Consider the following 24927-nt stretch of genomic DNA (forward strand, 5'->3'; position numbering starts at 1 on the left):
TTATGCAGCAATATGGGTCATACCGAATTGAACTTGATCGTTTTAATATAAGCAATGACAGATCGAATGCTGCCGCAACAACAAGTGGGATAAATGAAGCTATTGCATGGGCAAAGTCTGAGGGCTATCAACATATTATTCTGCCCAGTGGAACTTATTGCGTAAGAATGGATCCTAGTTCCTTAGTTGCTATTAAACTACTAAGCGGTATTCATCTAGAGTTGGAACTAGGCTGCTCCATTGAAATGGAAACAAATTCATCACCGAGTTATTCAATCGTTGAAATGAGAAAAATTACTCATGCCAAGTTATCCGGCGGGAAATTAACGGGTGACAAGAAAACGCATGTGTACGAGATTTATGTTAACTTCACTAGAGGTGGAGTTAACGCTGACGGAACACTAAACGATAATCCGAATTGGATTAGAAGTGAAGTGCTCGATCGATACGCGAATCCAGGACTGCTTACAAATTTTAGACTATGGAGCATGACAGGCGTTAATACAACGAACTATTCATTTTATCAATATAAAGATACTGTATCTAAGGCTACATTTGTTGGATCTCGAACAAACGGTGCTTTTGCTCCAGCTAATCCAACCGGAAGAGGTTGGCTGTTAAATGAGGATAAAGACGTAAGTAAGAACAACAAAATGATATTTGCCATCTCATTGCCTTCTCCTATGACTGATAGTCAGATTAGTGCGCTTCGAGGAAAGGTTGATAATGCAGCTTATACCCACGAAAGTGGTTTTGGTATTGGAATTTTTGGTTCCAACCATATTGAAATAAGTGATATTGAGATCTCTGATTGCACAGGTGACGGGATTCTTACCGGCTGGGAACAATATTATGATGATCCTTCTTTATATACGCAGGAACAGATGGGGAACCAAATACTCATTCATGACACTAATATTCATCATTGCCGCAGACAAGGTATTTCATTATGCGGTTCAAATGATGTGCATGTATACCGCAATCATATTCATCATATTGGGTATGACGATGATGGGGTTACATCAAATTTCCGAACTGGAACGCCTCCAATGTTTGGCATTGATGTTGAGTCCCTTGTAAGCCAAAGTAACATACCAGTTAAGTCTGCGACTAATCCGTCAGGATTTGAATTGAATTATAGAATTTATATTACAGACAATTATATCTACAGCAACGCAAGAGGACATTTTGTTAATGTTGATGGTACTGAGATTAACTTGGTTGGAAATAACTTTGAAGGCAAAAATGTTGGTGGAGTAAGCTCATATTCAAATTACCCATTAGTAGCATATATAAACAACTCATTTACGGATTGTGATTTAATTGTGCAAGGTGATAATTTTGTGAATGATGCAGTATTTCTGAGAGGGAATTTAAAGCTTAATGATGTAAGAGGGGCAGTCGTACAAAATTGTGTCATTAAAGATGGAATGGTTAGTGGCTCCAGTGTTTATGGCTATTTTGGGACACCTGCAGTTAATGTGACTACAGGAACTTTTACGTATAGTACTCCACATGGCATGGGCAATGGAGCACAAATATCATTTGAACAATGGGTAGGCAAGGTTCCGACAGGAATTAGCATTGATAAATTATATTACACAGTGAATATTTCTTCTGTAGCTTTTCAGGTATCTGAAACGAAGGGAGGTCCACCAGTTGTTATTAAAGACGCTGGACAGCCTGGGTTTAACATTAGCAGATTCAATTACGGAAGATGTTATTTATCCAACATCACAATAGAACGAGATTGGCGCAACGACAATGCTTTAGCACGAAACTTCAATATTTTAGCAGCTGGTGCTGTCATTAGAAATGTTACGGTAAAGAATTACGATGTATTAATAAACGTTCCTCAAGATTATGTAGGACGCCCAAACATGATTAACGGCATGACGGTTATCGAAGGTTCTGCAAAATTTGAGGCATCTCATATTAGCAATAGTGAATTTATAAGAGCTAAAAGTACGGTTATGGGGGCAAGTGACGTTCAGCTTGGTTCGACCGATGCAAAGTTCACTCGGCAAGTTACGCTGAGATCATCGTTGCTACAAAATTCTGGTATCGCGGTGGATGGCAATTCAATCGTTTCAGGCACCACCTTTTTAAATTCAGCTATTGGCAAGTCGGACAATACGAACAAAGCTGTATTTTCACAATCTTATCTTGAAAACACGAAAGTAAATTTAAATTGGATTCGGCAAAATCAATCCGTAACTATCGCTAAATCTACATTTAGCGGTGTAACCGTAACAGGAACCGCCCCATATGTCCGATGGATTGACAACACTGATCTTAGCAGCAGCTAGCCTGTAACTTTAAAAAAAGAATAGATCCCTGTCACTTACAAGTTGAGGCAGGGACTATTTTAAAATATAATGTTCGTTATTGAGAATTAAGGGGAGTGAAATAATGAAGTCAGCTTTACCCTCAACTGCCTACATATTGCAAATTCATAAAAACCCAGCCCAAGTAAATACGTTTATTAGCCAATTGACTGCAACCGATACGGCAGATGTATATGTTCATATTGATAAAAAAAATTACGATGAGGTATCACCTAAAATTAATAGATCCCCACGCATTAACGTGTTGGAGGAAAGCTGTAATGTGAAATGGGGAGATATTAGCCAAGTGGATGCAACGATCATGCTGCTAAGGAAGGTATTAACCTCAAAAGTAGAGTATGACTTTGTATGCTTAAGGAGCGGTCAGGATTTACTCGTTAAAAATGGTCTTAAAGTTCATTTAATGGAAAATCCCAATAAAATATTTATGTCTGCGAAATTTATTCATGATCGTGATATTTCTGCTGCACATGTAAATATGAAATGGTTTGATTCAGCAAGAAGACAATACAATACATTCCACCCGCTTAGAGTTTTCAGAAGCATAATGCTGAAAATGTATAAGAAAGGTTTAGTTCTTTTCCCTAACCGTCAGTTAATGCCTAACAATTATTTGTTGTATCATGGCTCCTCGTGGTTCTGCATGCCAATTGAAGTTGCAAGATTTATCATAGATTTTCTTGACCAAAACAAATGGTATTATCAATATTTCAAATATGCTCTGTGCCCAGATGAATGGTTTTTTCAAACCTTAGTTATGAACTCGAAATATGCGGATCAGGTCACTAATGATAATTTAACTTATTTAAAATGGGGAGAAAAATATAACAATAGTAATCACCCCATAAATCTAAGCTTTAAAGATATTGATTCTATTGAAAAATCGAATAAATACTTTGCGAGAAAATTCGATGAAAGAGAAGATGCAGCAATGATAAATTATTACAGCGAAAAGGTATGCATGTGAGCTTAGCATCGGAGAGGTGTTTTTTTTGATTTAGTTGTTCTTTATTAAGAATTATTGAGAGGGGTAAATAAAATGGCAATCTTAGTAACAGGCGGAGCGGGGTACATAGGAAGTCATACTTGCATTGAGCTTCTTGAAGCGGGATATGAATTAGTGGTTGTTGATAATTTGTCTAATAGCAGCTATATCGCTTTAGAAAGGGTAAAAGAGATTACAAATAAAACCTTTACCTTTTATCAAATGGATCTTATGGATCAAAAGGGGCTCGAGCATGTATTTTCGAATCATGCTATTGATGCCGTTATTCACTTCGCTGGGTTAAAGGCTGTCGGAGAGTCTGTTCAAATGCCATTATCTTATTATCATACCAATATAACGAGCACTTTAATTCTTTGTGGAGTCATGAGGAAATTTGGTGTTCATAAATTAGTGTTTAGTTCCTCGGCTACTGTTTATGGACGGCCCGAACAAGTTCCGATTATTGAGGATTCACCGCTCTCAGCAACTAATCCATATGGCCGGACTAAGCTCATGCTAGAACAAATTTTACTGGATCTAGCTAGTTCAGATAACAGCTGGGGAATAACGATATTGAGGTATTTCAACCCTATTGGCGCCCATAAAAGTGGTCGAATTGGAGAAAATCCAAATGGCGTGCCAAACAACTTAATGCCTTACATATCGCAGGTAGCTGTTGGCAAGCTTAAACAGTTGCATGTGTTTGGAAATGATTATCCAACTGTGGATGGCACTGGAGTGAGAGACTACATTCATGTAGTAGATCTAGCAAAGGGGCATGTAAAGGCACTGGAAAAGATGAGTAGAAAATCAAATGTGAATATATATAATCTTGGCACTGGGAATGGCTACAGTGTGTTAGAGATGATTGCAGCCTTCGAGAAGGTAACTGGTCAAAGCATTCCATACGAGGTCGTTAGTCGCAGACCTGGCGATATTGCTGTTTGTTATGCAGATACGCTGAAGGCAAATGTAGAATTGAATTGGTTTGCAACAAAAGGAATAGAAGAAATGTGCAGCGATACGTGGAGATGGCAATTTTCAAATCCGAATGGTTATGAAGAAGATGCACTGTTGAAATCTGAACTTGCAGCAAAATAATATACCGGATAGCTCTTTTAATAAAGCAACATTTTAGAGCTCCTAATTTGATCTGGCGGGCTCTATTTCCTTCCCCTGCTCCCTTTAACAATCATTAAATAAATTCGACAAAAAATGTAATTATCTTTCATTTTTGTGAGACAGGAAGCGACAGCATACGCAATTAAAGTGATTTATAATACATCTATAAACGAATGACAAGCATAGGGAGACGTTGAAATGCGTTTAGTATCTGGGCACCTTAAACGCATGGAGTCAGTGGTGCAACCGTCCCAAATTGAATGGGGGACATGGGAAAATGGTACTTACAAAATCAGAGGATAATCAGGATTTAGATATGGAATGGGTAGCATTAATCATGAATGCACGTTCTTTGGGGTTTAGCAAGGAAGATGTTAGAAAGGTATTACTATGTCTTGAAGAAAGCAAGAAAGATGATATACAAGAAACAGCCGTATAAAAGAAAATAAAGCGCTACTCTCGCTTTATTTTCCATTTATTGAATTCTAAAAATTCTTTAAACTGATCTTTGCTTACGCCAGAAGCCATTGCTTCTCGAACTAGATCGGCCCACTCGGTGTCTAGATTGTTTGTTTTACGATCATTGTTTTCATCGCTATTTAAAAATTCTTCAACCGTTACGTTTAATACTGCGCCTACCTTTTCGAGAAATTGAATCGAAGGATTTTGCTGAAGCCCTCGTTCAATAGAGCTTAAGTAAGATTTTGCGACGCCTGCCCGTTGCGACAACTCCGTTAGGGATAGGCCTTTTCTCTTGCGCAGCATCTGAATACGTTCTCCGATCATAGCAAACTCCCCCGTTATCTCTTCGTTGTAGACTAACACTATTATAACGAATAATTCTTAATTGCGAAAGCTTGTAAGTTTTAACGAATAAAAAATAAAATGACGTCTAAATTAGAAAAAAATAAGGTTAAACCCATTTCGAAATGTTGTTCTTATAAAAGAACGATGTTTCGTTTTATTTTGTGATATTTTGGTGAAAAAACGATTGACAACGTCTGTTTTCAAGTGTATTATTCAAATATGTTCTTTATTAAGAACTAAAAGACATTCAATGATGCTCGCATCTCGTTCGATTGAAGAACACGCTGGCTATCTAAATCGGAGGCACGAATGAGCGCAATAGCAGTCGTTTATGAAGTTGATCAGACAGCCCATGTGTTAGATCAGGGGAATAGACTGATGCAGCAATTATCACGGTTTCCTTGCAATACAGCTCAAGCATGGAATAAGAACAATGTGTTTGTTGGATGCCATAATCAATGGATTACACCAGAGTCTGTCGGGGAATGCAATCCCTATTATGATTCGGAAAGACGCTTAGTCATAAGTGCCGATGCAATTATTGATAACCGCATTGAGCTGTTTGAAGCATTAAATGTAGAGCTTGACCGTAGAGTGCAAATCACTGATGCCGAACTGATTTTACTCTCCTATGCGAAATGGGGGGTTGAGTCACCCAAGCATCTGATCGGTGATTTTGCTTTTATGATATGGGATGAAAGAGAACAAAGAGTGTTTGCTGCCAGAGACTTCTCAGGTTGTCGAACATTGTATTATCACTGGAACGGAAGCCGTCTAGCGATGTGCACGACGATGAAGCCGTTGCTGGAGCTGCCGGATGTTCCTAAACGGTTGAATGAGCAATGGATGGCACAGTACTTGGCCATTAGTACAGTCGTTGATGCTGTTGATATTACCCAAAGCGTGTATAAGGATATCTGGCAGCTGCCGCCTTCACATTACATAATCGTTGAAAACGGTCGATTGAAGGTAACGAAGTATTTTTCACTTACAGTAGGCAAGAGGCTTCGATTCAAAAAGGATGAGCAATATGTTGAAGCCTTCCAAAACGTATTTCAAGAGGCTGTAAATGCTAGACTTCGAACGCATCGACAGGTGGGGTCGCAGCTAAGCGGAGGTTTGGATTCAGGGGCGGTAGTCGGCTTTGCCGCAAAAACTCTTCGACCCTTAAACAAGCAGATACATACCTATAGCTATATACCTCCAAATGAGTTTGACGATTATACGGCACGTAATTTAATTGCTAATGAAACGCCGTATATAAACTCAACGGTTCAATATGTTGGGGGGATTTCACCGAATTACCTTGATTTTGCAGATAGAAGCTCTTATTCAGAAATTGATTCTTGTCTAGATGTACTTGAGATGCCTTATAAATATTTTGCGAATTCCTTCTGGATTAGAGGCATATTTGAGAAGGCTGCCAAGCAGGACGTAGGCGTACTGCTAACGGGTGCTCGCGGCAATCTGACGATCTCTTGGGGAGATGCATTAACAAACTATTTGCTGCTCTTTAAACAATTAAGATGGATTCGGCTGCAAAATGAGTTGAAAGCCTACAGTTACAATATGGGGACTGGACGTGCTMACCTGTTGTCGCTAATGACCAAACAGGCTATGCCTATGCTTAATAGAAATAAGGTTCAAGTCGAAAATCCTTATAAACCTATCATTAATCCAGCGTTTGCTAATAGGACAAAAGTATTTGAAGAGCTCAGAGAACATGGTATGGATGAATCGGGCTGGTTTTCTAGCGGAAACATTTACAAATTAAGAAAACAGCATTTTGAAGATCCGATGCACTGGGTGTCATCGAACACAGTAAGTTCGAAATTTTCGTTACCGTACGGCTTGTTGAGCCGCGATCCCACAAATGACATTAGAGTCATCCGTTTCTGCTTATCAGTGCCGGAGGAACAGTTTGTTTATAAAGGCTATGACCGGGCGCTTATACGCCGAGCAACAGCTAATATCCTGCCTGATAAAGTAAGGCTTAATCAGCATATACGCGGCGTGCAAGGAGCGGATTGGATTCATCGAATGCGACCTGAATGGCAGTCATTTATGAGGGAAGCAGAAGAGATGAGCAATGATTCAAAGATTTCAGAATTTATTGATGTCGGTGTTATTAAGACGGCGCTAGCCAGGTTCAAGGATGTGATCCAGCCAGAGCTGGCTGGGGAAGCTGGACTGCGTGACTTGATGTGGAGCGTAATCGTTTATCGGTTTCTAAAACAAAATTTTTGAGAGGAGGTGAAATGAATGACTTTAAAACAATGGGTTAAGCCTGAATTGGAAGTTCTTGAAGTAAGCATGACAGAATTGCATTTGCGTGACGGGTATTATACGGATGCTACATATCCTGCGAATACTCCTAAACCAGATATTTTTTGGAAAAGCTAATCTAGTAATAATAGCGACATATGAAAGCCCCTATACGGAAGTGGTATAAGGGCTTTCATTTTTAATTGAAACAATATTGGAGTGGATAAGGTGCTGAACACAGGTGTAAAAAGCAAAACAATCTATACTGCTTTTGGATTAGCTATATCCAGTGAAATTCCATTCCATGAGCTCATGTCTATTAATGAGGGTCTTGATTCAATAGAACCTGAACTTGAAATTGTAGTTGATCCCTACTTAAAGCATGGTTTCAGCACTGGCTCTGTAGAATTTATCGTTGATCATGGAACTGTAACGTTCCAGATGCCCGATGCAGGAGTATTTCGAGTAAGCAACGGAAACCAAATCATTGTCTCACCTTATGCGAGTGCATACGAAGATATCATTCGATTGTACATTCTTGGTACGTGTATGGGGATTGTGCTGATGCAAAGGTCGTTATATCCGCTGCATGGCAGCGCCGTAGTCGTTAATGGGAAAGCATATGCCTTTGTTGGTGAATCTGGAGCTGGTAAATCCACCCTTGCTTCTGCTTTCGCCGAGCGTGGTCATACACTGCTCACTGATGATATTGTAGCCCTTTCTTTCACAGAGTCGGAACATTATCCGCTTGTAACGCCTTCTTATCCGCAGCAAAAGTTGTGGCAGCAGAGCCTGGATGCTTTGGGAATCAATCATACGGATTTACGTTCTATATATGGCCGGGAGACGAAGTATTGCGTAGGTATGGAGGATAAATATTGTTCCGTTCCGATGCGGCTTGCAGGCATATTTGAACTAGAGAAGACTGAGGAAGATGGAATAAGTATTCAAAAGGCAAGTAAGCTTGCCAGTTTGCAATTGCTTTTTCAGCACACGTACAGACAATTTTTGATTCCAAAACTATCAAAGACGAATTGGCATTTCAGTTTTTCCTCGAAGCTCGGAGAGCGGCTGCCAATTTATAGACTTAAGCGCTCGTCTAATGAGTTCTCGGCACCACAACTTGTTGATCTAATATTAAAAACCATAGTTATGGAGGAATAAATGATGAAAGCAGATACGAAAAGCCATTCATCGGAACAACCGAGTCGATTAGCATTATTAGGAGCAAATATCGTTCGAGATAATGATAATATCGTTAGCGATATGGGCGAGGAAAAAGTGATTTTAAGCGTAAAGAATGGTAAGTATTACAATCTCGGCATTATGGGCAGTCAAATATGGGAGTTTATTCAAGAGCCTATTCTTGTTGAACAGCTAATTGAACAATTAACTGAGCAGTATGACGTTGAGCGTAACGTTTGTGAAGAGCAAGTGCTTCCATTTTTGCTGCATTTGTCAGAAGAAAAATTAATTCACATCCGAGTATAAGGTCAAGGTGCACCTATGGGAATGATAAGTAAATGCAAAACGTTCCTATCCCTGGATCGGAAGACGTTATTCTTTTTTATAGAAGCTGCTTTTTATATGGGTTTGATTAGATTTCAGCTGTTGTATTTTCCTTTTTCAAAACTAGCACCAACATTAGGAAGCTCTATGAAAGAAACGGACTCTACCTACATATTAAATAATCATGCCATACTTTCGAGAGTAAACAACGCGATTGAAGTCATGGGCAGAAATACGTTTTGGGAGACAAAGTGTTTGGTTCGAGCGATTACCGCTATGAAAATGCTGGAAAGACGCCAAATTGAGAGCACCTTGTATTTAGGAACAGCGAAGGACGAGTCTGGAAAGCTGATTGCCCATGCTTGGCTGCGGAGCGGTTCCTTGTACGTTACAGGTGAAGAAGAGATGAGCCGATTTACCGTAACGGGTAAGTTCGCTAAGTTCATTCAATGAATAGGAATGGAAAGTGATGAGGCAATGAATCACATCATATATTTCACAAAAAAACTACATAGCTATGCGGGAAAGATGCTTTATTTCAACTTATTTGGAATGATGATCATTGGTTTGTTAGATGGCGCCGGAATGCTGTTATTAGTCCCGTTATTATCCGTTATCGGAATTATTGATTTCCAAATTCACTCCATACCTGGATTGGGATTTTTCGAATTTTTGCAAAATATGCCAAAGCTGCAAGCCTTAATGATCATCCTTTCAGTATATTTAACGTTAGTTATCGGTCAAAGTGTTGTCAGCCGTATGCTTAGCATTCGTGAAACACGAATTTTGACTGGTTATATTAACAGTGTAAGGTTAGAAATATATCGAACATTACTGCAGACACATTGGACCTTCTTTATACGAAAACGAAAAACGGATCTAATCGCCGCATTAACGGATCAATTAGGGCGTGTGACTAATGGCGCTTACCTTGTTCTTCAATTTATGGCATCATTAATTTTTACGATGATTCAGATTGGAATTGCGTTTGTAATTTCAGTTAAGATGACGTTATTTGTCCTTGGCTTTGGGCTCATTGTCATTTTTCTATCTCGTCGATTCATTAAACAGTCACAGCAGCTTGGAAGTACGGCGATCGATCTTTATCAAGGATATATGGCCGGTATTACGGATCACTTCAATGGGATGAAAGATATTAAAAGCAATTCACTGGAGATTTCGCGTTATCGCTGGATGCAGGACTGGACTCGAAAACAAGCGGATGAGCGAATTAGCAGCAGTAAAATAAGAAATAATTCTCAGCTTGTTTATAAACTGACCTCTTCACTTATGATTGCTGTATTTATTTTGTTCTCGGTAACGATGTTCCAGCAAGAAGGCGCTTATTTATTGCTAATTATCGCCATGTTTGCGCGACTGTGGCCGAGATTCACTGGCATTCAATCTAATGTAGAATTAATTGCTTCATCCATGCCTGCTTTCAAAACGTTAATGGATCTACAGGAAGAATGTTTGAAAGCGCAGGAAGTAGCAGATGTCATGTTATACGAAAAAGATAAGGATGAGAGCGTTAGACTCAAGCACCAGCTCGAATGCCGCCATGTCTATTTTCGGTATGACGAGGAGCAGCCGGATTACACGCTGGAAGCTATTAATTTGAGCATCCCTGCTAATGGCATGACCGCCATTGTTGGACAGTCAGGCGCGGGGAAAAGCACTTTAATCGATCTAATGATGGGACTCATGAAGCCAGAACTTGGTCATGTGCTTATTGACGGCAAGACGCTTACAGATGAGGATCTGTTGTCGTTAAGAAGATCGATAAGCTATGTCCCGCAGGAGCCGTTTCTGTTCCATGGGACGATTAGAGATAACTTAATATTAATCGATCCGAATGCGACGGAAGATCAAATATGGGAAGCGATGGAGTTCTCTTCTGCAGCTGAATTTGTTCGTAAACTTCCGGATGGAATCGATACGATTATTGGTGATCGTGGAATACGTTTATCAGGCGGGGAGCGTCAGAGACTCGTTTTGGCTAGAGCAATATTAAGAAAGCCATCAATCCTTATTTTGGATGAGGCTACAAGTGCACTAGACAGCTTGAACGAGACAAAAATTCAAGAAGCCATAGAGCGGCTTAAGGGAAAAATGACCGTTATCGTCGTTGCTCATCGCTTATCGACCATTCGGAATGCAGATCAGGTTATCGTGTTGGAAAATGGGAAAATCGTGCAAACGGGTCATTTTATCATGCTCGCTGAGGATAAAAAAGGACTGTTCAGCCGTTTGTTAGGCAACCAGCTGCAAGTAGCTTTATAGTCGTAACTTTACTATACTAATTAGAGTAGTAAAGTTCATGACAGGGACAGGCATTTACTCCTTGGGATAGATTAACTCAGAATTGGTTTCAATGATTAGGAGGACACATTTGGCTATTATACTAACGCTCGGAATAACCGTGCTTCTCTTGTACCTGCTCTTTATCCTCCCAACCCAGTGGTTGAAAATCGAAAAAATTACACATCCCATTGGCATTAACAAACGCATATTGCAAATTAGCGATTTGCATGTAGACAGGCTGCGCATAAGCGCAAAGCGAATTCAGCATGTCATTGCCTCCGTGCAGCCTGACTACATTTTTCTGACCGGCGATTATACGTATAAAGAACACTATTTGACGCGGGTAGGCTATTACCTTAAAGCTATTGCAGACAGCGGAATACCTGTCTATGCAGTGCTCGGAAACCATGATTATGAGCTTCCTCGTTTAAAGAAATTGCTCGATCTATTTGGCGTTTATGGCATTAAGGTGCTGCGTAACGAGAATGTTATGCTCGATGATTTTCAGCTTGTCGGAATTGACGATGATTGCTCTCATCATAGCCGAATCTTACCTTCATTTAGAGGTATTGATGATAGCAAGCCTGTCGTCATTATGACGCATGATCCTAATGTCGTTCTAAAAATTAATCGCCCTTTTCAATATTTAATGGCCGGTCATCTGCATGGGAAGCAGCTGAACGTGCCGTTCTTTTTTGCATTAAAGCCAAAGGGCCCGTTGTCCGTGAAAGGAATCTACAAAGGCCTTCATCATAATAAAGATGGCTCCTTTTACATTTCCAAAGGGATCGGTCAAGCAGGCGTTAACGCAAGGTTTATGGTCAGAAGCGAGATTACGATTCATGACCTATAATCAATGAACCTGAGATGCATCTAGTCATCATCGGTATTTCTGCGGCTGGCCTCGCGAAAGGCAGCTGGAGGAATACCTTTGGCTTCGGCAAACGTTCGGGAGAAATAATGTACGGATGAGAAGCCGCAGCGCTCAGCGATGGTTTTAATCGGCGTTGCTGTTTGTGATAGCAGCTGCTCCGCCACGCGGACTCGCTCATGTCTAACAAGCATGGAGAACGATTCATGAACGCTTTGCGAAAAAAGTCTAGATAGATGGCGCTCCGACACATTAATGTAGCGGGCAACCTCCGATAAGCTCAAATTAGCGCCTAAATTATCGCGTATGTACAGCTTTGCGCGGCTAATGAGGATAGCTGCATTGGAAGCGGGCAAAATGATTTCTGTACTTTTGTTCCTCCCGCCTACAATTGTAGGAAACGTTAGGATCAAGGCATGTGCCAGCTGATTCAGCAAGGCGATTGGCACAGCGAACATTTCTTCGCTTGGAATGAGCAGCGATTTCCAAATTTGAGCTGTTGGAGAATGCTGCTGGTTTTCCATCCAAATCGGGCCGCTGTTTAAAGACTGATTGTAATATTCGAATTCATCCGGCTTAGAAAGCTTCTCATCGAGCTCGTAGGCAACATATAATAAATCCAATTGATCTACATCTCTAATTTGATGACGGATATTTGGCCGCGAGCAAAAAAGCACGCCTTCATGCAGAGGATAAGCCGTTCCGCCCTCCTCATAAATTCCCGTACCTCCAGCCACGTAACAAACCTCAAAAAAAGAATGCTTATGAACAGCATTTGCAACTAGCTTTGGTACCGCTCCCCAATAATAAACATGGATGGTCAAGCTCTCACCTTGCAGCAATCTTGCATATCGATTTAAGCGTTCTTCGCTTTTTGACCAAACGTACATATGAACGATCAGCTCCTATGGCGTAATAATGCAAAATTATGTCGTTAACAGGTAAATACGATTGCACTATATCCTATCTATAATTAAACCATATTCACATTAATTATACGATAAGGGGAATGAACATGATTACTAATGAAGATGTGCAATTTTATAAAGAAAATGGTTACTTGCTTGTTAGAGGCGTGTTTAACAATGAGGAAGTAGTAGAGATGAGAGCGGCTGTTGAGCGGGTTATTCAACGAGCGGCGCTTGCTCAGGCAGATCATAACCACGCATGGCAAGGAGATTTTCTCCCGCCAGAGCAGCTTAAGAAGCTCGTTCTAAAAGGCTTCCATGATGTGCATTATCATGATGCCTCCTTTACTAAGGCAGTCATTCATCCGAATATGGTATCCGTACTGAATGGAATCATCGGTCCCAATGTACAGCTTCATCACTCCAAAATGCTTGTGAAGCCGCCTGCGAATGGAGCAGCATTTCCTATGCATCAGGATTATCCGTATTTCCCTCATAACGACCATTCGATGCTTGCTGCAAGCGTTCATCTTGATGATGCCGATTCAGAAAATGGCTGCTTAGCGGTTATCCCTGGTTCTCATTTGGAAGGACCGCTGAATCATGTGGGAAGACATTATCTCAACCATAAGGAATATCCAATTTCATCTGGTACGCTTTGCCCGGCGAAAGCAGGGGATGTGCTGTTCTTCAACTATTTGACGATTCATGGATCGGATGTTAACCGCAGTGACAGAACGAGAAGAAACGTTTTGTTCCAATATCGTGATGCAGCCGACAAGCCTTCTGTAAATACTCATTTTGATTGGGGCATGGGCCTTATGGTTAGCGGAGAAAATCTTGATTTCAACAATGTTAAACCAAAATTTGAAATTACGGAGTAACTTATTATACTGAAGTTACGCCACAAAGAGACGTATACAACCAGATTCAAAAGGTTGTTGTACGTCTCTTTTTTGTGCGAAGCAATACTTGAAAGAGCCCTATATATTTATAGTATCGAAACTCAAAAAAACTAAACGAATATTTCTCTGGAAACTGTGGGAAAATCATATTGACATAAGTTTGAGAACGATGATATATTTGTTTCTGCAAAGTAGAGTATTCTTATCGGAATTAAAATGAATATGATTTTAAGAGTTAATTTTTGCTATTAATCATAATGTGTGGACAGAAAGGATGATTGTTGTATTATGGAAAATAATTTATTGACAGCGATTGAAACAAACTGGATCAGTTTAGTTGTATCAGCAATAATACTTGGCGGTCTTTATTTTATGGCCAAAAAACGTGTAAGCTTCGGAACGAGGGTATTGGTCGCACTTGGCCTTGGCCTTGTGGCAGGTATCATTTTTAACAACTTTAAACTAGATACTGAGGGCGTAGGTACGATTGGCTCCATCTACATTAATTTAATTAAGATGATCGTTATTCCGCTCGTATTTGTTCTCGTTATTAACAGTATTATCTCGATTACGAATCTTGAGTTTCTACGCAAGCTTAGCGTTAAGACAATCAGTTGGTTTCTTGCAACGACAGGTGTAGCCGCAATTATCGGACTTCTAGTAGCATCTGCTATTAATCCGGGTGCAGGCTTTGAGCTTAAAACACCTGAAAATTTTGAAGCGCGTGAAGTTCCAAGCTTTTTCAAAGTGATATTGGATCAAGTGCCTTCGAATCCGATTAACGATGCTGCAGAGGGTAAAGTAGTGCCTATTCTTATTTTCGCACTATTCATTGCTATCGCAATCGTTAAGGTAGGAGCAAAAAATCCAGATTCTGTTCAACCGTTCAAAGCGTTCATTCAATCGGCAACCGTAATTATGCACCAGGTTGTTAAGTTCGTTCTTCGCTTTACACCGTATGGTGTGTATGCCTTGATTGCAGTTATGGCTGCTAGATATGGTTGGGAAACACTCGAACCGCTTGCTATGTTAATTCTTGTAACTTATATCGCATTGCTCTTGCATTTTGTATTTGTCTTTGGCGGCCTTGTATCTTTTGTCGCTAAGGTTAATCCTTTGAAGTTTTTCAAAAAAGCATATCCTACGGTAGCCGTAGCGTTCACAACACGCAGCAGCTTTGCAACGCTTCCGGTCAATCTTGAAGTTATTACGAAGCGCCTTCGCATTTCACCAAAAATCGCGAGCTTTGTAGCACCGCTTGGCGCTACAATGAACTTTAACGGCTGCGGCGGGGTTTGGCCGGCTGTTGTAGCGGTATTCATCTCACAAGTTTACGGTGTATCGCTTACTGCAACAGATTATGTACTTATCGTACTTGTTAGCGTAATCTCATCAATCGGTGTAGCGGGCGTACCAGGTCCAGCTTCCATTTCGACAACAGTTGTATTGACAGCAGTTGGACTACCGCTAGAAGGTATTGCACTCGTTGTTGCTGTTGAATCTTTAATTGATATGGGTCGTACGGCTGTTAATGCTACGGGTACTACGGTTACTGCATTGCTTGTAGCAGATTCCGAAGGCGAATTCGATCGTGAAGCATTCAACCGCGGTGACGAAGATGACCTAGAGCTTAATCCTGCATAAATCAACCTATAAATAAGCTTGGAAAAAAGCCCTTGGAAACACGTGATATGACGTGTTATCCAAGGGCTTTGTTTAAATATAAGAAAGTATATAATTTTCTCATACTTATCTTATATTTCACCGTCAAAACTACTTCAGCGTCTAAGGACGCCTAAGGCGTTTTTGCTTGGTTTAAGGTTCATCATGTACTTCAGGAAAATCATGGTCGTATTCATCTTCACCCGGATAGTCACGAGGCAATCCTGCATGAAGCGCTCGATTCTCATAAGCGAAGCGATTGGATGGTCGCTGATCCACTCTCCAAGGCGTACTTTTTCCTAGCGATTCCATCAGCAGATCAGAGCCATACGGTCCATCCGGAAACTCCTCCGGAATGAGATCGTTGCGCTGCGATTCTACTGTTGATACATCTGTATAGGGCTGGCGATTTTCAGGAACAAATCGATCCATCAGCAGACTCCTCTCAAATGGTATTAGTTTACCATTTCAGTGTACCCTGATTAATCGGTAAAATGCACCGTTCCAACAACAAAGTATAAGAATTGAGCGAGCTCAGCCGCTTCTTCTTCTGTCAGCTTAAACGTATGTTCAAGATAACCTTCCTCTTCAAGGTCATCAGGACCGATAATCGCTGTTTTGCCAAATTGAAGATCAGTAATTAGTTTTTTGCCGTAAAAACGGCTAGTGGAAGTAATAGCAAGGTCGAATCGCTTCAAGCTAGGTCCAATAAAAGTGACGTATCTTGTTGACGTTTCTTCCGTGGAATCGGACATAAAATCAAAATCAGGCAACAGCATAAAGTATAGCCTCCAATTCATTAATACAATCATTATACAATATTATGTTCTGCTTTGGCTTATTGCAGTTTATACAAGCTATGGTACATTAGTAATAGCAGTGCCATCAGGAGGGATGCAATGATATGAACTACAATTCTGAATCGTCGCGTGATGCAAAAGGATCTATTCGTGACTACGTATATGATAAGCTGAAATCAGATATATTGGATTTGAAACTGGAGCCGGGCCGTTTTATTTCAGAAAAAGATATAATTGAAATGCTGAAGGTTAGCAGAACACCCATTAGAGAAGCATTCGTTAAGCTTTCGCAAGAGGGGCTTATTGAAACGATACCCCAGCGAGGTTCATTTATTTCTCTCATTGATCTGGATATGGTGGAAGAGTCACGCTTCGTGCGGGAAACGCTGGAAAGTACGATCGTCAGGCTGGCATGCGAGCAGCTTAAGGCTGAACAAGTGCTGCAGCTGCTAAATTTGATTGCCCTGCAAGAGCTCTGTATCGAAGAAAAAAACTATAAGCGATTGTTTGAGCTCGACGACGAGTTTCACAAAACGATTATCATTGGATGTGGGAAGCTCCGCACATGGAAGCTGCTTCAGGAGCTTAGCGCCCATTACCAGAGGGTGAGGATGCTGCGCCTTGCTGCAAACGATGATTGGCACATCATTTTGAGCCAGCACCGTGCAATCGTAGCGGCAATTAAGGACAAGGACACAGATGCAGCGGAAAAAGTGATGCATGAGCATTTGAATCGATTTCAACTGGAGAAGGATGAGCTGAAAGAGAAACACCCCGCGTATTTTAAGTAATCATGTACAATGAAACGGCAGGCAGCCTCATAGGAGGTGTCAGCTGTTTTTTTGATTTTGCTATATATATTCATATAAAAAAGCATATGCACTTGTCTGAATTAATTGTATACTAGTATTATCAGTTAAGAAAAATGACTAAGGAGATGGAATTATATGATTCGTGTTGCGATTATTGGAACCGGCTCTATATCGTCTGCTCATATCGAAGCTTATCTGGCACTTGGGAACCGCTGCAGTATTGTTGCTTTATACGATATTCATGATGCAAGCGCGCAGGACAAAAAAAAGAAGTATCAATTGAATTGTGAAATTGTAAACGATTACAATAATTTGCTGTCGCGTGATGATATCGATTTGGTTTCGATTTGCACACCGCCCTATACACACGCTGATTTTTCCGTAGACTTCCTGCAAGCAGGAAAACATGTCATTGTCGAGAAGCCAATGGCATCTTCGTTGGCTGAATGCGATAGAATGAACGAAGCCGCGGTAGCATCAGGAAAAATTCTTTCCGTTATAAGCCAGAATCGATTTGGCGATGCGGTCATGAAGCTTAAGAGCGTGCTTGATTCTGGGCTTGCAGGACGAATCGTGCATGCGCAGGTTGATTCCTTTTGGTGGCGAGGGTATACATATTACGATTTGTGGTGGCGCGGAACTTGGGAGAAGGAAGGCGGAGGCTGCACGCTAAATCATGCTGTTCATCATATTGATATGTTCCAATGGATGATGGGTATGCCGGATAAAGTGACGGCCATTATGGCTAATACTTCCCATGATAATGCAGAAGTTGAGGATTTGTCGGTAGCGATTTTGTCCTATCCGCGTGCGATTGCTCAAATCACAAGCTCCGTCGTTCATCACGGACAAGAGCAAAAGCTTATTTTCCAAGGTGAGAAAGCGCGAGTATCCATGCCATGGCAGCTAACCGCTTCATCTGCACAGGAGAACGGTTTTCCTATAGAAAACCCGGAATTGGAGCGGCAAATTGCAGCTGTTGCAGATGGTACAGCTTCCTTAACCTATGTAGGGCACAAAGGTCAGCTGGATAATGTTATAACCGCGATTGAAAACGGCAGCAGTGAAGTACTCGTAACGGGAGTGGAAGGAAGAAAAACGCTTGAGCTTATTACTGCTATTTATCAAGCTTCCAGCACAGGGACAACTGTTGAGCTGCCTATTCGACCAGACAGCCCTTTTTATACACGGGAAGGGATTATGGCGTCAGCGACCCACTTCTATGAGAAGAAAAACTCCGTTGCAGCGTTCATCAGCAATCAAATTACGGTAAGCGGAGAAAGCAAATAGGAGGGGATCCAATATGACGTTCGACGAATCACTGCAGCTTTCCATTCATGCAGGTACTCCGCTTCCAGCCGTTGTTCGAGTAGAAATGGAAGAAACGACGTTTAAGTGGCTTTTGGAATGGTCAGGAAATTGTAACCTATACGCACTTCATGGACGAAGGCATAATCAACAACTGCACGGAGGAGGCCGCGTATTCGCGGTTTCTTTCCTTTGCAGGAAGAGGTTGGCTAGAAGCAGAAACTAGAAACATCTTTCTAATTGTAAGCGCTTCATAAATGGACGGGAGGTTGGTTCATTTGAAGATGAACTGGTATTACCGGATGATGCTGTCGTATACACCGATATTTTTCTTTGTTATTTCATCAGTTATCTTTTTGTTTTTTTCAACGTTAAATAATTCGTCTGAGAAAAAGTATTTGGAAACGAATCAAGCGATCGTGGAGCAGACGATGCAAAATGTGGACGCGAGCTTGCAACTGATTGAGCGCAATGTTGTTAGGGAAATGCAGACGGACAAAACGCTGCAAGCTTTTTTTTATGAAAAGCCCAAGTCATTGTATGATTACTTCGTAATTCAAAAAAAGTTAGTTGAAATATCCTCATCTTTGCCGTTCGTTAATTCCATTTATATTTACAGTGATCATACTGGAAAAGTATTATCCGAAGCAGGGATGGTCAAGCTCGAGGCGTTTAAGGACAAACCTTTTTTCGATTCGCATCAATCAAGATCGGCTGCAATGGGCTGGACGAGCCCAAGAGAGTATAGTGAATCTATCCTTGACGATTCCACTCGCAAGGTTGTTTCACTGGTAAAGGCTTACCCATTCGCGTCTGATAAGCAGGGAGCGGTGGTCGTCAATCTTAATGTAAGCTCCATCATCGATTTTATGAATCAATTCAATGGATACGGCGGCACGATTCAACTTCTAGATTGGGAGAAGAAGCCGTTTGAGTCCACTTTGCCTTCTGCCAAGGAAGGCGGTATTTATGCCAGCTCCCCATACACCGGTTGGCAATTCTATGCAGGCAGCGTGCATGCCAACGAATTTTCCGCCCTCTCTTTGTTTTCCAACATTTGGTTCATTATCGTATTTATCATCATCATATTAGCCTTAATATGGTTTACCTTTATTACGCATGTCTCTTACAAGCCGATCCAGACCATCATGGGTAAAATCGACGGATATGCGGCTCGCAAAAGCCAAGAGCTTGGCATTAAGATGCCCCGAAATGAGTTCAAATTCATCGAAACCGCCATTGATCATTTATTAAAAAAATCGATTGATTATGAGCATCTGCATAAAGAGGATTTGCTGCTCCGTCAACGGAATCTCCTTCAGGAGCTGCTAGTTGGACGATCCATGCTGACCGATCAGGAATGGAAAAAGCAGGCATCGGTACTTGGCTTGCCGCATTCATATGAATGGATTGGCGTCATTGCTCTAGAAATTGACCATTTTGCCGCATTTACTGATAAATATAAAGCCAGTGATCAAAACCTGCTGAAATTTCTTATTGAATCTGCTTTTCGAGAGCTTATGCAGCAGAAGGAATTGCAGATCCAACACGTATGGACAGAGCCTCAGCGAATGGCTTTTGTTGTCTTTCTTCAGCAAAGCTCAGAGTCCATTCAAGATAGGCTGGTACAAGTATGCGAGGAATTCCGCAAGTGGATGAACGAGCATTTGGAGTTAACCGTATCTTGCGGAATTGGAGACTTCGTCCATTCGATTCATGATATTGCTGCCGCTTACCGCAGCGCTGCTGAGAATGTATCCTACAAAGCTGTTTTTGGGACAAACAGCGTAATTGACAACCGGTTAAGATGTACAAAACAAACTGGAGAGACACTTCTTTGCTTTCAATCCATATTGGAGCTGTCACGCTCTTGCCGGATGGACGACGGGCAATGGGAGATTAAGCTGGGCCGAATTTTTCTTAAGTTGAAAGGCATGTTAATCTCGCGCGCGGATATTGAAGCGTTCATTCATAATCTAATCCGCCAGCTAGAGAAAGATATGGAAGCATTGCCAAGTGATATCGAGACGATATGGAGCAGCGAATACCGAAGCAGGTTCAGGCAAATTGCCCAGCATGCTGAAACGATCGACGAGCTTGAGATTCAGCTTGCGGCTGTTTTGACTGAACTTGCGGGCGATAGGGATAAGAAAAGGCTGACTGGCAAAAATCATACGATCGCCCTCCAAACGAAGGAATACATCGACCAGCATTACACTGATCCGAGCTTGTCTCTCGTTCAAGTCAGCGAGAAGCTTGGTCTAAGCGCGAGAAGCGTTAGTCATTTGTTTAAAGAGGAGCATGGTGAAAATTTTATCGATTATTTGCTTAAGGTAAGATTCGCACATGCGAAAAACATGCTGCTTGAAACAGATGAGCCTATCCAATGGATTGCAGAACAGGTGGGCTATACACACGTCATTTCCTTCCACCGTGCTTTCAAAAAATTGTTTAATCTACCGCCAGGTGAATATCGAACCATTTATCGGTTAAACGAATGAATGGCAACAAATCTGCCGAATTAATCGGCAGATTTTCTTTTTACTTCCGTAAAGGTTAATCGTCGGAAAATGGTAAAGTCCGCGTGAATAGCGGGATTTCCGATTATGCTAAGCCTCTGATTCTTGTTAATATCCGATTTCTTAATCGCGTGCTACATTTGGAACCAAGCCGAAATATTTGCTTCCAATAAGAGTCAGGAGGTCATCCATGCAGATTGCAACGGAACGTCAGAGGAAGGTCAAAACCGTGCCGCGCGTTCGTATGAAAGCGCTGTACAGGGATTGGCAGTTATACCTGCTGCTGATTCTGCCCTTGGCGTATTTTATTATTTTTAAGTACACACCAATGCTGGGCGTCGTCATTGCATTTAAGGACTACAACATGTTTCAAGGCATTTTAGCAAGCCCCTGGGTCGGCTTCGAAACGTTCCGGGAAGTATTTCAGATGGATGGTTTTTACAATGCGCTCCGCAACACCTTTCTACTCAATTTCTTGGATCTTGTCGTAAGTTTTCCAATTCCAATCGCACTAGCGATACTGTTAAATGAGCTTCGTATAAAATGGTTCAAAAAAGGCGCGCAGACGATTCTTTATTTGCCTCATTTTATATCATGGGTCATCATCGGCGGGATGGCCATTCAGCTGCTGGCGACCAATAACGGTATTGTCAACAATCTGCTGAAGTCGTTAGGAATGAAGGTCATTCCTTTCCTTACGGAGCCTGTTTACTGGGTGCTTACATATTTAGGCATAGGTATTTGGCAGAGTGCCGGGTGGGGAACGATCATTTATCTCGCTGCTTTAACGGGAATTAACAAGGATCTTTACGAAGCTGCAGATGTGGATGGTGCAAGCCGAATGCGTAAAATCTGGCATATCACGCTGCCGGGCATCAAGCCGACAATTATCATTCTACTCATTATTAATATTGGACATATGGCCAGCATTGGATTTGATAGACCGTTTGTACTTAGCAATCCTCTCGTCACCGATGTGTCTGAGGTTATAAGCACGTATGTATACAAAATCGGAATTCAGTCCGCACGGTATACAATAGCAACGGCTATCGGTCTTTTCCAAGCGGTTGTAGGTCTTATTTTCCTGCTGTCGGCCGATTATATTTCCAGAAAAGTTAACGATCAAGGCATTTGGTAGGAGGGCAGATATGAGAGCGTATGGAAATGACAAAATCGTAGATGCAATGATCATGGTCGTAATCATAACGGCGGGGCTCTTCTGCCTGCTGCCGCTGCTTCATATTTTTGCCTTATCTTTAAGCGCCAACGGGCCGATTTTATCAGGAAAAGTTACGATACTCCCCGTAGAAATCGATTTTTCTGCTTACAAGGCTGTTTTCGGCAATGCAGCGATGATCCATTCCTTGCTTTTTACAATTGGACTAGTTGTTTTGTTCACGGCTATAGCGATGCTGATGACCATTATGGCAGCCTATCCCTTGACGAAGCCTAACCTAAAGGGAAGAAACTTTTTTCTTCTCCTTATCGTCCTGACGATGTTTTTCAGCGGAGGCATGATACCGGAATATTTGCTCGTAAAAAATTTGCATTTGCTTGATTCGATCTGGGCGCTCATTTTGCCGGGGATGGTTAATGCCTTTTATTTGCTCATCATAAAGACCTTTTTCTCCTCCATTCCAGTAGAGCTGGAAGAGTCGGCGCGGATGGACGGAGCCAACTATTTTAAAATATTGTGGCATGTCGTCCTGCCGCTGTCGCTTCCGGTCATGGCCACGCTTAGCTTGTTTTACGCAGTGGGAAGGTGGAACGGATTTATGGATGCCTTATTGTACATTACCAAATCGGAGCTTTATCCACTTCAATTGAAGCTGTACGAAATGGTCATCAACAGCCAGGTTAACGATATGGCGATAGCAGAGGGACTTAATGCCTCGGTACCGATACCGGAAAGCCTTAAAGCTGCCTCGATCATGTTCGCAACCATTCCCATTTTGCTCGTATACCCGGCGCTTCAGCGTTACTTTATTTCGGGTATGATGATCGGTGCCGTCAAAGGTTGATAGTCACTCCCGGACAGGCTGGAGCCGAAAGCTCCCGTTTCATGGAGTTGCTATAGATTTAAAAAATGATTAAAGGGAGTTGAATGCGTTGAGGAGAGCAAGGCGTAAATTCACGATAATCTTTATGGCAGTGCTGTTGATCACATCCATGCTGTCTGCGTGCAGCAGCGGAAACGGAAATAAGGAGCCTGTCAAAGAAAAGGAAGCTGCAAGCAATAAACCGAGCAATTCAGGCTCTGAAGCAACCGAGAAGCCGAAAGGAGATCCAATTAAGCTTCGAATCGAGCTGTTTGACCGAAACAATACACCGGCAGGCGCTCCGAAAATTACCGACAACGATATGACAAAATACATTCAGAAAAATTTTGGTGAACCGAATAATATTACTGTCGAATTCGTTACGGTTCCTCGCTCAGAGGAGGTAGACAAGCTGAACGTGCTTATGGCTGCGAATCAGGCTCCTGACATCGTATTTACTTATGATCAGCCGACGGTACAGCAATACGTAAAAAACGGCGGTCTGACAGATCTTGGTCCGCTGCTGGATGCGCATGGACAAAAGTTGAAGGAAGTATTGGGTGAGGAGCTGCTCAGCTACGGTGTATTCGATGGCAAGCAGTATACGATTCCTGCTAAGCGCGTTCTTCAGCCTCAGAGCTCGACTTTTATCCGGCAGGATTGGTTGGATGAGCTCGGGTTGCCGCTGCCGAAAACAACGGAGCAGTTCTATGAGACGATGAAGGCTTTTAAAGAGAAAAAGCCTGGCAAATCCGGTGATAAAGCGATTCCGTATGGTCAGATCGACTATTTCCATATGCATCCGATTCAATATTCGTTCTGGGAATGGGACAAAATCACAGATGAGGATCTCTATGCATCAGCGGAGTGGCTCATTCCGGGCAATAAGGAAGCGTACCGCTTCTTGAATAAGATGTACAACGAGGGACTTATGGATCCGGATTTTCCGCTCCATATGGGCAAGGATACGCAGCAGTTTCAGAAGAACCTGCTGAACGGGTATATTGGTTCAGCAACAACAAATACCAACGAGCCGGTTTATATGGGCTATTATGCCGAGCTGCAAAAGAATGATCCGAATGCAAAGCTGGCGTTAATCGACCCGTTCACAAGCGCGGACGGCAAGACACCAAAGCCTATTTATTCGCCTAATGGCATATACATCATGGTACCAAAAGCAAGTAAAAATGCTGAAGCGGCCATTAAATATTTGAATTGGATGGCTGAAACGGACAATATAATTGCCCTTCAGAACGGTACGGAAGGCGTAACTTATGAGATGAAGGATGGCGTGCCAATCACGCTTGATAACGATCAGGCGAAGCAGACTTTATATAACTATTTTGATTACTGTATCATTCTTAACGGAAAATATGTCAGTACAACTGATGAGCTGCTGAACATTACGGCAAATGCGTCCGATCCGAATTTCAAGGATTTTACGGTGGAAAGCATCGCGACTGGATCGAAGGATGGAATCATTAAACCTCGTGTGGTGACGCCGATTCAAGCGGAGATCAAGTACGCTACAACGCTGAAGGAAAAGGACGACGAAATATTTGTTAAAGTGTTAACCGCGAAACCAGCGGATTTTGACAAGGTTTACGATAAGGAAGTAGCGGATTATATGAAAATTGGCGGCAAGGAAGTAATGGAAGAGAAGCGAGCAGCGTTTAAAGCTGAGAATCCGTAAGGAGAAAAAAGAACGGCTACCCTCCATTAAGGAGTGGTGGCCGTTCTTTTTCAATTACGATGAGAAAAAA

Annotated in this window: 24 protein-coding genes and 1 riboswitch; of the genes, 20 read left to right on the forward strand and 4 right to left on the reverse strand. The window is 41.8% G+C overall.

Annotation, left to right across the window (positions count from 1 at the left end; genetic code table 11):
- Window positions 1–2: 2 nt before the first annotated feature.
- From AB4Z45_RS09890 to AB4Z45_RS09905, 4 genes are all read left to right on the forward strand, one after another.
- Window positions 3–2309 (forward strand): right-handed parallel beta-helix repeat-containing protein, encoded by a 2307-nt coding sequence (locus AB4Z45_RS09890; protein ID WP_441908999.1) that lies wholly within the window; start codon window positions 3–5, stop codon window positions 2307–2309.
- Window positions 2310–2412: 103 nt separating this feature from the next.
- Window positions 2413–3315 carry a beta-1,6-N-acetylglucosaminyltransferase gene (locus AB4Z45_RS09895; RefSeq protein WP_441909001.1) on the forward strand — a complete coding sequence of 301 codons (903 nt, stop codon included), beginning with the start codon at window positions 2413–2415 and terminating at the stop codon, window positions 3313–3315.
- 72 nt (window positions 3316–3387) lie between these two features.
- Window positions 3388–4434, forward strand: coding sequence for a UDP-glucose 4-epimerase GalE (gene galE / locus AB4Z45_RS09900; protein WP_441909002.1), 1047 nt, complete (start codon window positions 3388–3390; stop codon window positions 4432–4434).
- 198 nt (window positions 4435–4632) lie between these two features.
- Window positions 4633–4714: riboswitch (cyclic di-GMP riboswitch) on the forward strand.
- Between the two features lie 18 nt (window positions 4715–4732).
- Window positions 4733–4894 (forward strand): anti-repressor SinI family protein, encoded by a 162-nt coding sequence (locus AB4Z45_RS09905; protein ID WP_339207751.1) that lies wholly within the window; start codon window positions 4733–4735, stop codon window positions 4892–4894.
- A gap of 14 nt (window positions 4895–4908) precedes the next feature.
- On the opposite strand, the gene AB4Z45_RS09910 is transcribed toward AB4Z45_RS09905, so the two are convergent.
- Complete coding sequence (locus tag AB4Z45_RS09910) at window positions 4909–5241, reverse strand: helix-turn-helix domain-containing protein (RefSeq protein WP_441909003.1); 333 nt, start codon at window positions 5239–5241, stop codon at window positions 4909–4911.
- A 330-nt stretch (window positions 5242–5571) separates the two neighbouring features.
- Between AB4Z45_RS09910 and AB4Z45_RS09915 the strand changes: the two genes are divergently transcribed.
- The 7 genes from AB4Z45_RS09915 (at window position 5572) to AB4Z45_RS09945 (ending at window position 12193) form a co-directional block, all read left to right on the forward strand.
- Entirely contained in the window at window positions 5572–7509 is a 1938-nt protein-coding gene (locus AB4Z45_RS09915; RefSeq protein ID WP_441909004.1) for an asparagine synthase-related protein, read from the forward strand.
- 15 nt (window positions 7510–7524) lie between these two features.
- The gene (locus AB4Z45_RS09920; protein WP_441909005.1) at window positions 7525–7665 is read left to right on the forward strand and encodes a paeninodin family lasso peptide; all 141 of its coding nucleotides are present in this window, start codon (window positions 7525–7527) and stop codon (window positions 7663–7665) included.
- A gap of 90 nt (window positions 7666–7755) precedes the next feature.
- Window positions 7756–8691: an aldolase gene (locus AB4Z45_RS09925; protein ID WP_441909006.1), complete on the forward strand. Its 936-nt coding sequence runs from the start codon at window positions 7756–7758 to the stop codon at window positions 8689–8691.
- Complete coding sequence (locus AB4Z45_RS09930) at window positions 8692–9018, forward strand: lasso peptide biosynthesis PqqD family chaperone (RefSeq protein ID WP_441909007.1); 327 nt, start codon at window positions 8692–8694, stop codon at window positions 9016–9018. It begins immediately after the preceding gene.
- A 15-nt stretch (window positions 9019–9033) separates the two neighbouring features.
- On the forward strand, window positions 9034–9489 hold the full coding sequence (locus tag AB4Z45_RS09935; RefSeq protein WP_441909008.1) for a lasso peptide biosynthesis B2 protein: 456 nt from the start codon (window positions 9034–9036) through the stop codon (window positions 9487–9489).
- A gap of 24 nt (window positions 9490–9513) precedes the next feature.
- Window positions 9514–11319, forward strand: a complete 1806-nt coding sequence (locus AB4Z45_RS09940; protein WP_441909009.1) for an ABC transporter ATP-binding protein — start codon at window positions 9514–9516, stop codon at window positions 11317–11319.
- Between the two features lie 109 nt (window positions 11320–11428).
- Window positions 11429–12193 carry a metallophosphoesterase gene (locus tag AB4Z45_RS09945; protein ID WP_441909010.1) on the forward strand — a complete coding sequence of 255 codons (765 nt, stop codon included), beginning with the start codon at window positions 11429–11431 and terminating at the stop codon, window positions 12191–12193.
- A 20-nt stretch (window positions 12194–12213) separates the two neighbouring features.
- Here the strand turns inward: AB4Z45_RS09945 and AB4Z45_RS09950 are convergent, their stop codons facing one another.
- A complete protein-coding gene (locus tag AB4Z45_RS09950) occupies window positions 12214–13101 on the reverse strand; it encodes a helix-turn-helix domain-containing protein (RefSeq protein WP_441909011.1) in 888 nt (295 codons plus the stop codon).
- A 125-nt stretch (window positions 13102–13226) separates the two neighbouring features.
- On the opposite strand from AB4Z45_RS09950, the gene AB4Z45_RS09955 reads away from it, so the two are divergent.
- Together AB4Z45_RS09955 and AB4Z45_RS09960 are read left to right on the forward strand one after the other, a co-directional pair.
- Window positions 13227–14003, forward strand: coding sequence for a phytanoyl-CoA dioxygenase family protein (locus AB4Z45_RS09955; protein WP_441878929.1), 777 nt, complete (start codon window positions 13227–13229; stop codon window positions 14001–14003).
- 309 nt (window positions 14004–14312) lie between these two features.
- Window positions 14313–15668, forward strand: coding sequence for a dicarboxylate/amino acid:cation symporter (locus AB4Z45_RS09960; protein WP_076267838.1), 1356 nt, complete (start codon window positions 14313–14315; stop codon window positions 15666–15668).
- 171 nt (window positions 15669–15839) lie between these two features.
- Here the strand turns inward: AB4Z45_RS09960 and AB4Z45_RS09965 are convergent, their stop codons facing one another.
- Entirely contained in the window at window positions 15840–16118 is a 279-nt protein-coding gene (locus tag AB4Z45_RS09965) for a hypothetical protein (protein ID WP_076267837.1), read from the reverse strand.
- A gap of 50 nt (window positions 16119–16168) precedes the next feature.
- Entirely contained in the window at window positions 16169–16465 is a 297-nt protein-coding gene (locus AB4Z45_RS09970) for a DUF3055 domain-containing protein (protein WP_179089790.1), read from the reverse strand.
- Window positions 16466–16590: 125 nt separating this feature from the next.
- On the opposite strand from AB4Z45_RS09970, the gene AB4Z45_RS09975 reads away from it, so the two are divergent.
- The 7 genes from AB4Z45_RS09975 (at window position 16591) to AB4Z45_RS10005 (ending at window position 24857) form a co-directional block, all read left to right on the forward strand.
- Window positions 16591–17277, forward strand: coding sequence for a GntR family transcriptional regulator (locus AB4Z45_RS09975; protein ID WP_441909012.1), 687 nt, complete (start codon window positions 16591–16593; stop codon window positions 17275–17277).
- Window positions 17278–17433: 156 nt separating this feature from the next.
- Window positions 17434–18588 (forward strand): Gfo/Idh/MocA family protein, encoded by a 1155-nt coding sequence (locus tag AB4Z45_RS09980; RefSeq protein ID WP_441909013.1) that lies wholly within the window; start codon window positions 17434–17436, stop codon window positions 18586–18588.
- Between the two features lie 13 nt (window positions 18589–18601).
- Complete coding sequence (locus AB4Z45_RS09985) at window positions 18602–18832, forward strand: hypothetical protein (protein ID WP_441909014.1); 231 nt, start codon at window positions 18602–18604, stop codon at window positions 18830–18832.
- 58 nt (window positions 18833–18890) lie between these two features.
- Entirely contained in the window at window positions 18891–21107 is a 2217-nt protein-coding gene (locus AB4Z45_RS09990; protein ID WP_441909098.1) for a helix-turn-helix domain-containing protein, read from the forward strand.
- A 208-nt stretch (window positions 21108–21315) separates the two neighbouring features.
- Window positions 21316–22263: an ABC transporter permease gene (locus AB4Z45_RS09995; RefSeq protein WP_441909016.1), complete on the forward strand. Its 948-nt coding sequence runs from the start codon at window positions 21316–21318 to the stop codon at window positions 22261–22263.
- 10 nt (window positions 22264–22273) lie between these two features.
- A complete protein-coding gene (locus AB4Z45_RS10000; protein WP_441909017.1) occupies window positions 22274–23146 on the forward strand; it encodes a carbohydrate ABC transporter permease in 873 nt (290 codons plus the stop codon).
- Window positions 23147–23270: 124 nt separating this feature from the next.
- Window positions 23271–24857, forward strand: a complete 1587-nt coding sequence (locus AB4Z45_RS10005; RefSeq protein ID WP_441909100.1) for an extracellular solute-binding protein — start codon at window positions 23271–23273, stop codon at window positions 24855–24857.
- Window positions 24858–24927: the final 70 nt, after the last annotated feature.

The organism is Paenibacillus sp. MCAF9, assembly GCF_052114265.1.
Lineage (GTDB): Bacteria > Bacillota > Bacilli > Paenibacillales > Paenibacillaceae > Pristimantibacillus.

Coding starts and splice junctions, on each gene's coding strand:
- AB4Z45_RS09950 (WP_441909011.1), bottom strand. CDS start 13,101: ATGTACGTTTGGTCAAAAAGCGAAGAACGCTTAAATCGATATGCAAGA.
- AB4Z45_RS09935 (WP_441909008.1), top strand. CDS start 9,034: ATGGGAATGATAAGTAAATGCAAAACGTTCCTATCCCTGGATCGGAAG.
- AB4Z45_RS09990 (WP_441909098.1), top strand. CDS start 18,891: ATGAACTGGTATTACCGGATGATGCTGTCGTATACACCGATATTTTTC.
- galE (WP_441909002.1), top strand. CDS start 3,388: ATGGCAATCTTAGTAACAGGCGGAGCGGGGTACATAGGAAGTCATACT.
- AB4Z45_RS10005 (WP_441909100.1), top strand. CDS start 23,271: ATGGCAGTGCTGTTGATCACATCCATGCTGTCTGCGTGCAGCAGCGGA.
- AB4Z45_RS09980 (WP_441909013.1), top strand. CDS start 17,434: ATGATTCGTGTTGCGATTATTGGAACCGGCTCTATATCGTCTGCTCAT.
- AB4Z45_RS09920 (WP_441909005.1), top strand. CDS start 7,525: ATGACTTTAAAACAATGGGTTAAGCCTGAATTGGAAGTTCTTGAAGTA.
- AB4Z45_RS09960 (WP_076267838.1), top strand. CDS start 14,313: ATGGAAAATAATTTATTGACAGCGATTGAAACAAACTGGATCAGTTTA.
- AB4Z45_RS09940 (WP_441909009.1), top strand. CDS start 9,514: ATGAATCACATCATATATTTCACAAAAAAACTACATAGCTATGCGGGA.
- AB4Z45_RS09985 (WP_441909014.1), top strand. CDS start 18,602: ATGACGTTCGACGAATCACTGCAGCTTTCCATTCATGCAGGTACTCCG.
- AB4Z45_RS09930 (WP_441909007.1), top strand. CDS start 8,692: ATGATGAAAGCAGATACGAAAAGCCATTCATCGGAACAACCGAGTCGA.
- AB4Z45_RS09910 (WP_441909003.1), bottom strand. CDS start 5,241: ATGATCGGAGAACGTATTCAGATGCTGCGCAAGAGAAAAGGCCTATCC.
- AB4Z45_RS09905 (WP_339207751.1), top strand. CDS start 4,733: ATGGTACTTACAAAATCAGAGGATAATCAGGATTTAGATATGGAATGG.
- AB4Z45_RS09970 (WP_179089790.1), bottom strand. CDS start 16,465: ATGCTGTTGCCTGATTTTGATTTTATGTCCGATTCCACGGAAGAAACG.
- AB4Z45_RS09975 (WP_441909012.1), top strand. CDS start 16,591: ATGAACTACAATTCTGAATCGTCGCGTGATGCAAAAGGATCTATTCGT.
- AB4Z45_RS09965 (WP_076267837.1), bottom strand. CDS start 16,118: ATGGATCGATTTGTTCCTGAAAATCGCCAGCCCTATACAGATGTATCA.
- AB4Z45_RS09890 (WP_441908999.1), top strand. CDS start 3: ATGCAGCAATATGGGTCATACCGAATTGAACTTGATCGTTTTAATATA.
- AB4Z45_RS09995 (WP_441909016.1), top strand. CDS start 21,316: ATGCAGATTGCAACGGAACGTCAGAGGAAGGTCAAAACCGTGCCGCGC.
- AB4Z45_RS09895 (WP_441909001.1), top strand. CDS start 2,413: ATGAAGTCAGCTTTACCCTCAACTGCCTACATATTGCAAATTCATAAA.
- AB4Z45_RS10000 (WP_441909017.1), top strand. CDS start 22,274: ATGAGAGCGTATGGAAATGACAAAATCGTAGATGCAATGATCATGGTC.
- AB4Z45_RS09955 (WP_441878929.1), top strand. CDS start 13,227: ATGATTACTAATGAAGATGTGCAATTTTATAAAGAAAATGGTTACTTG.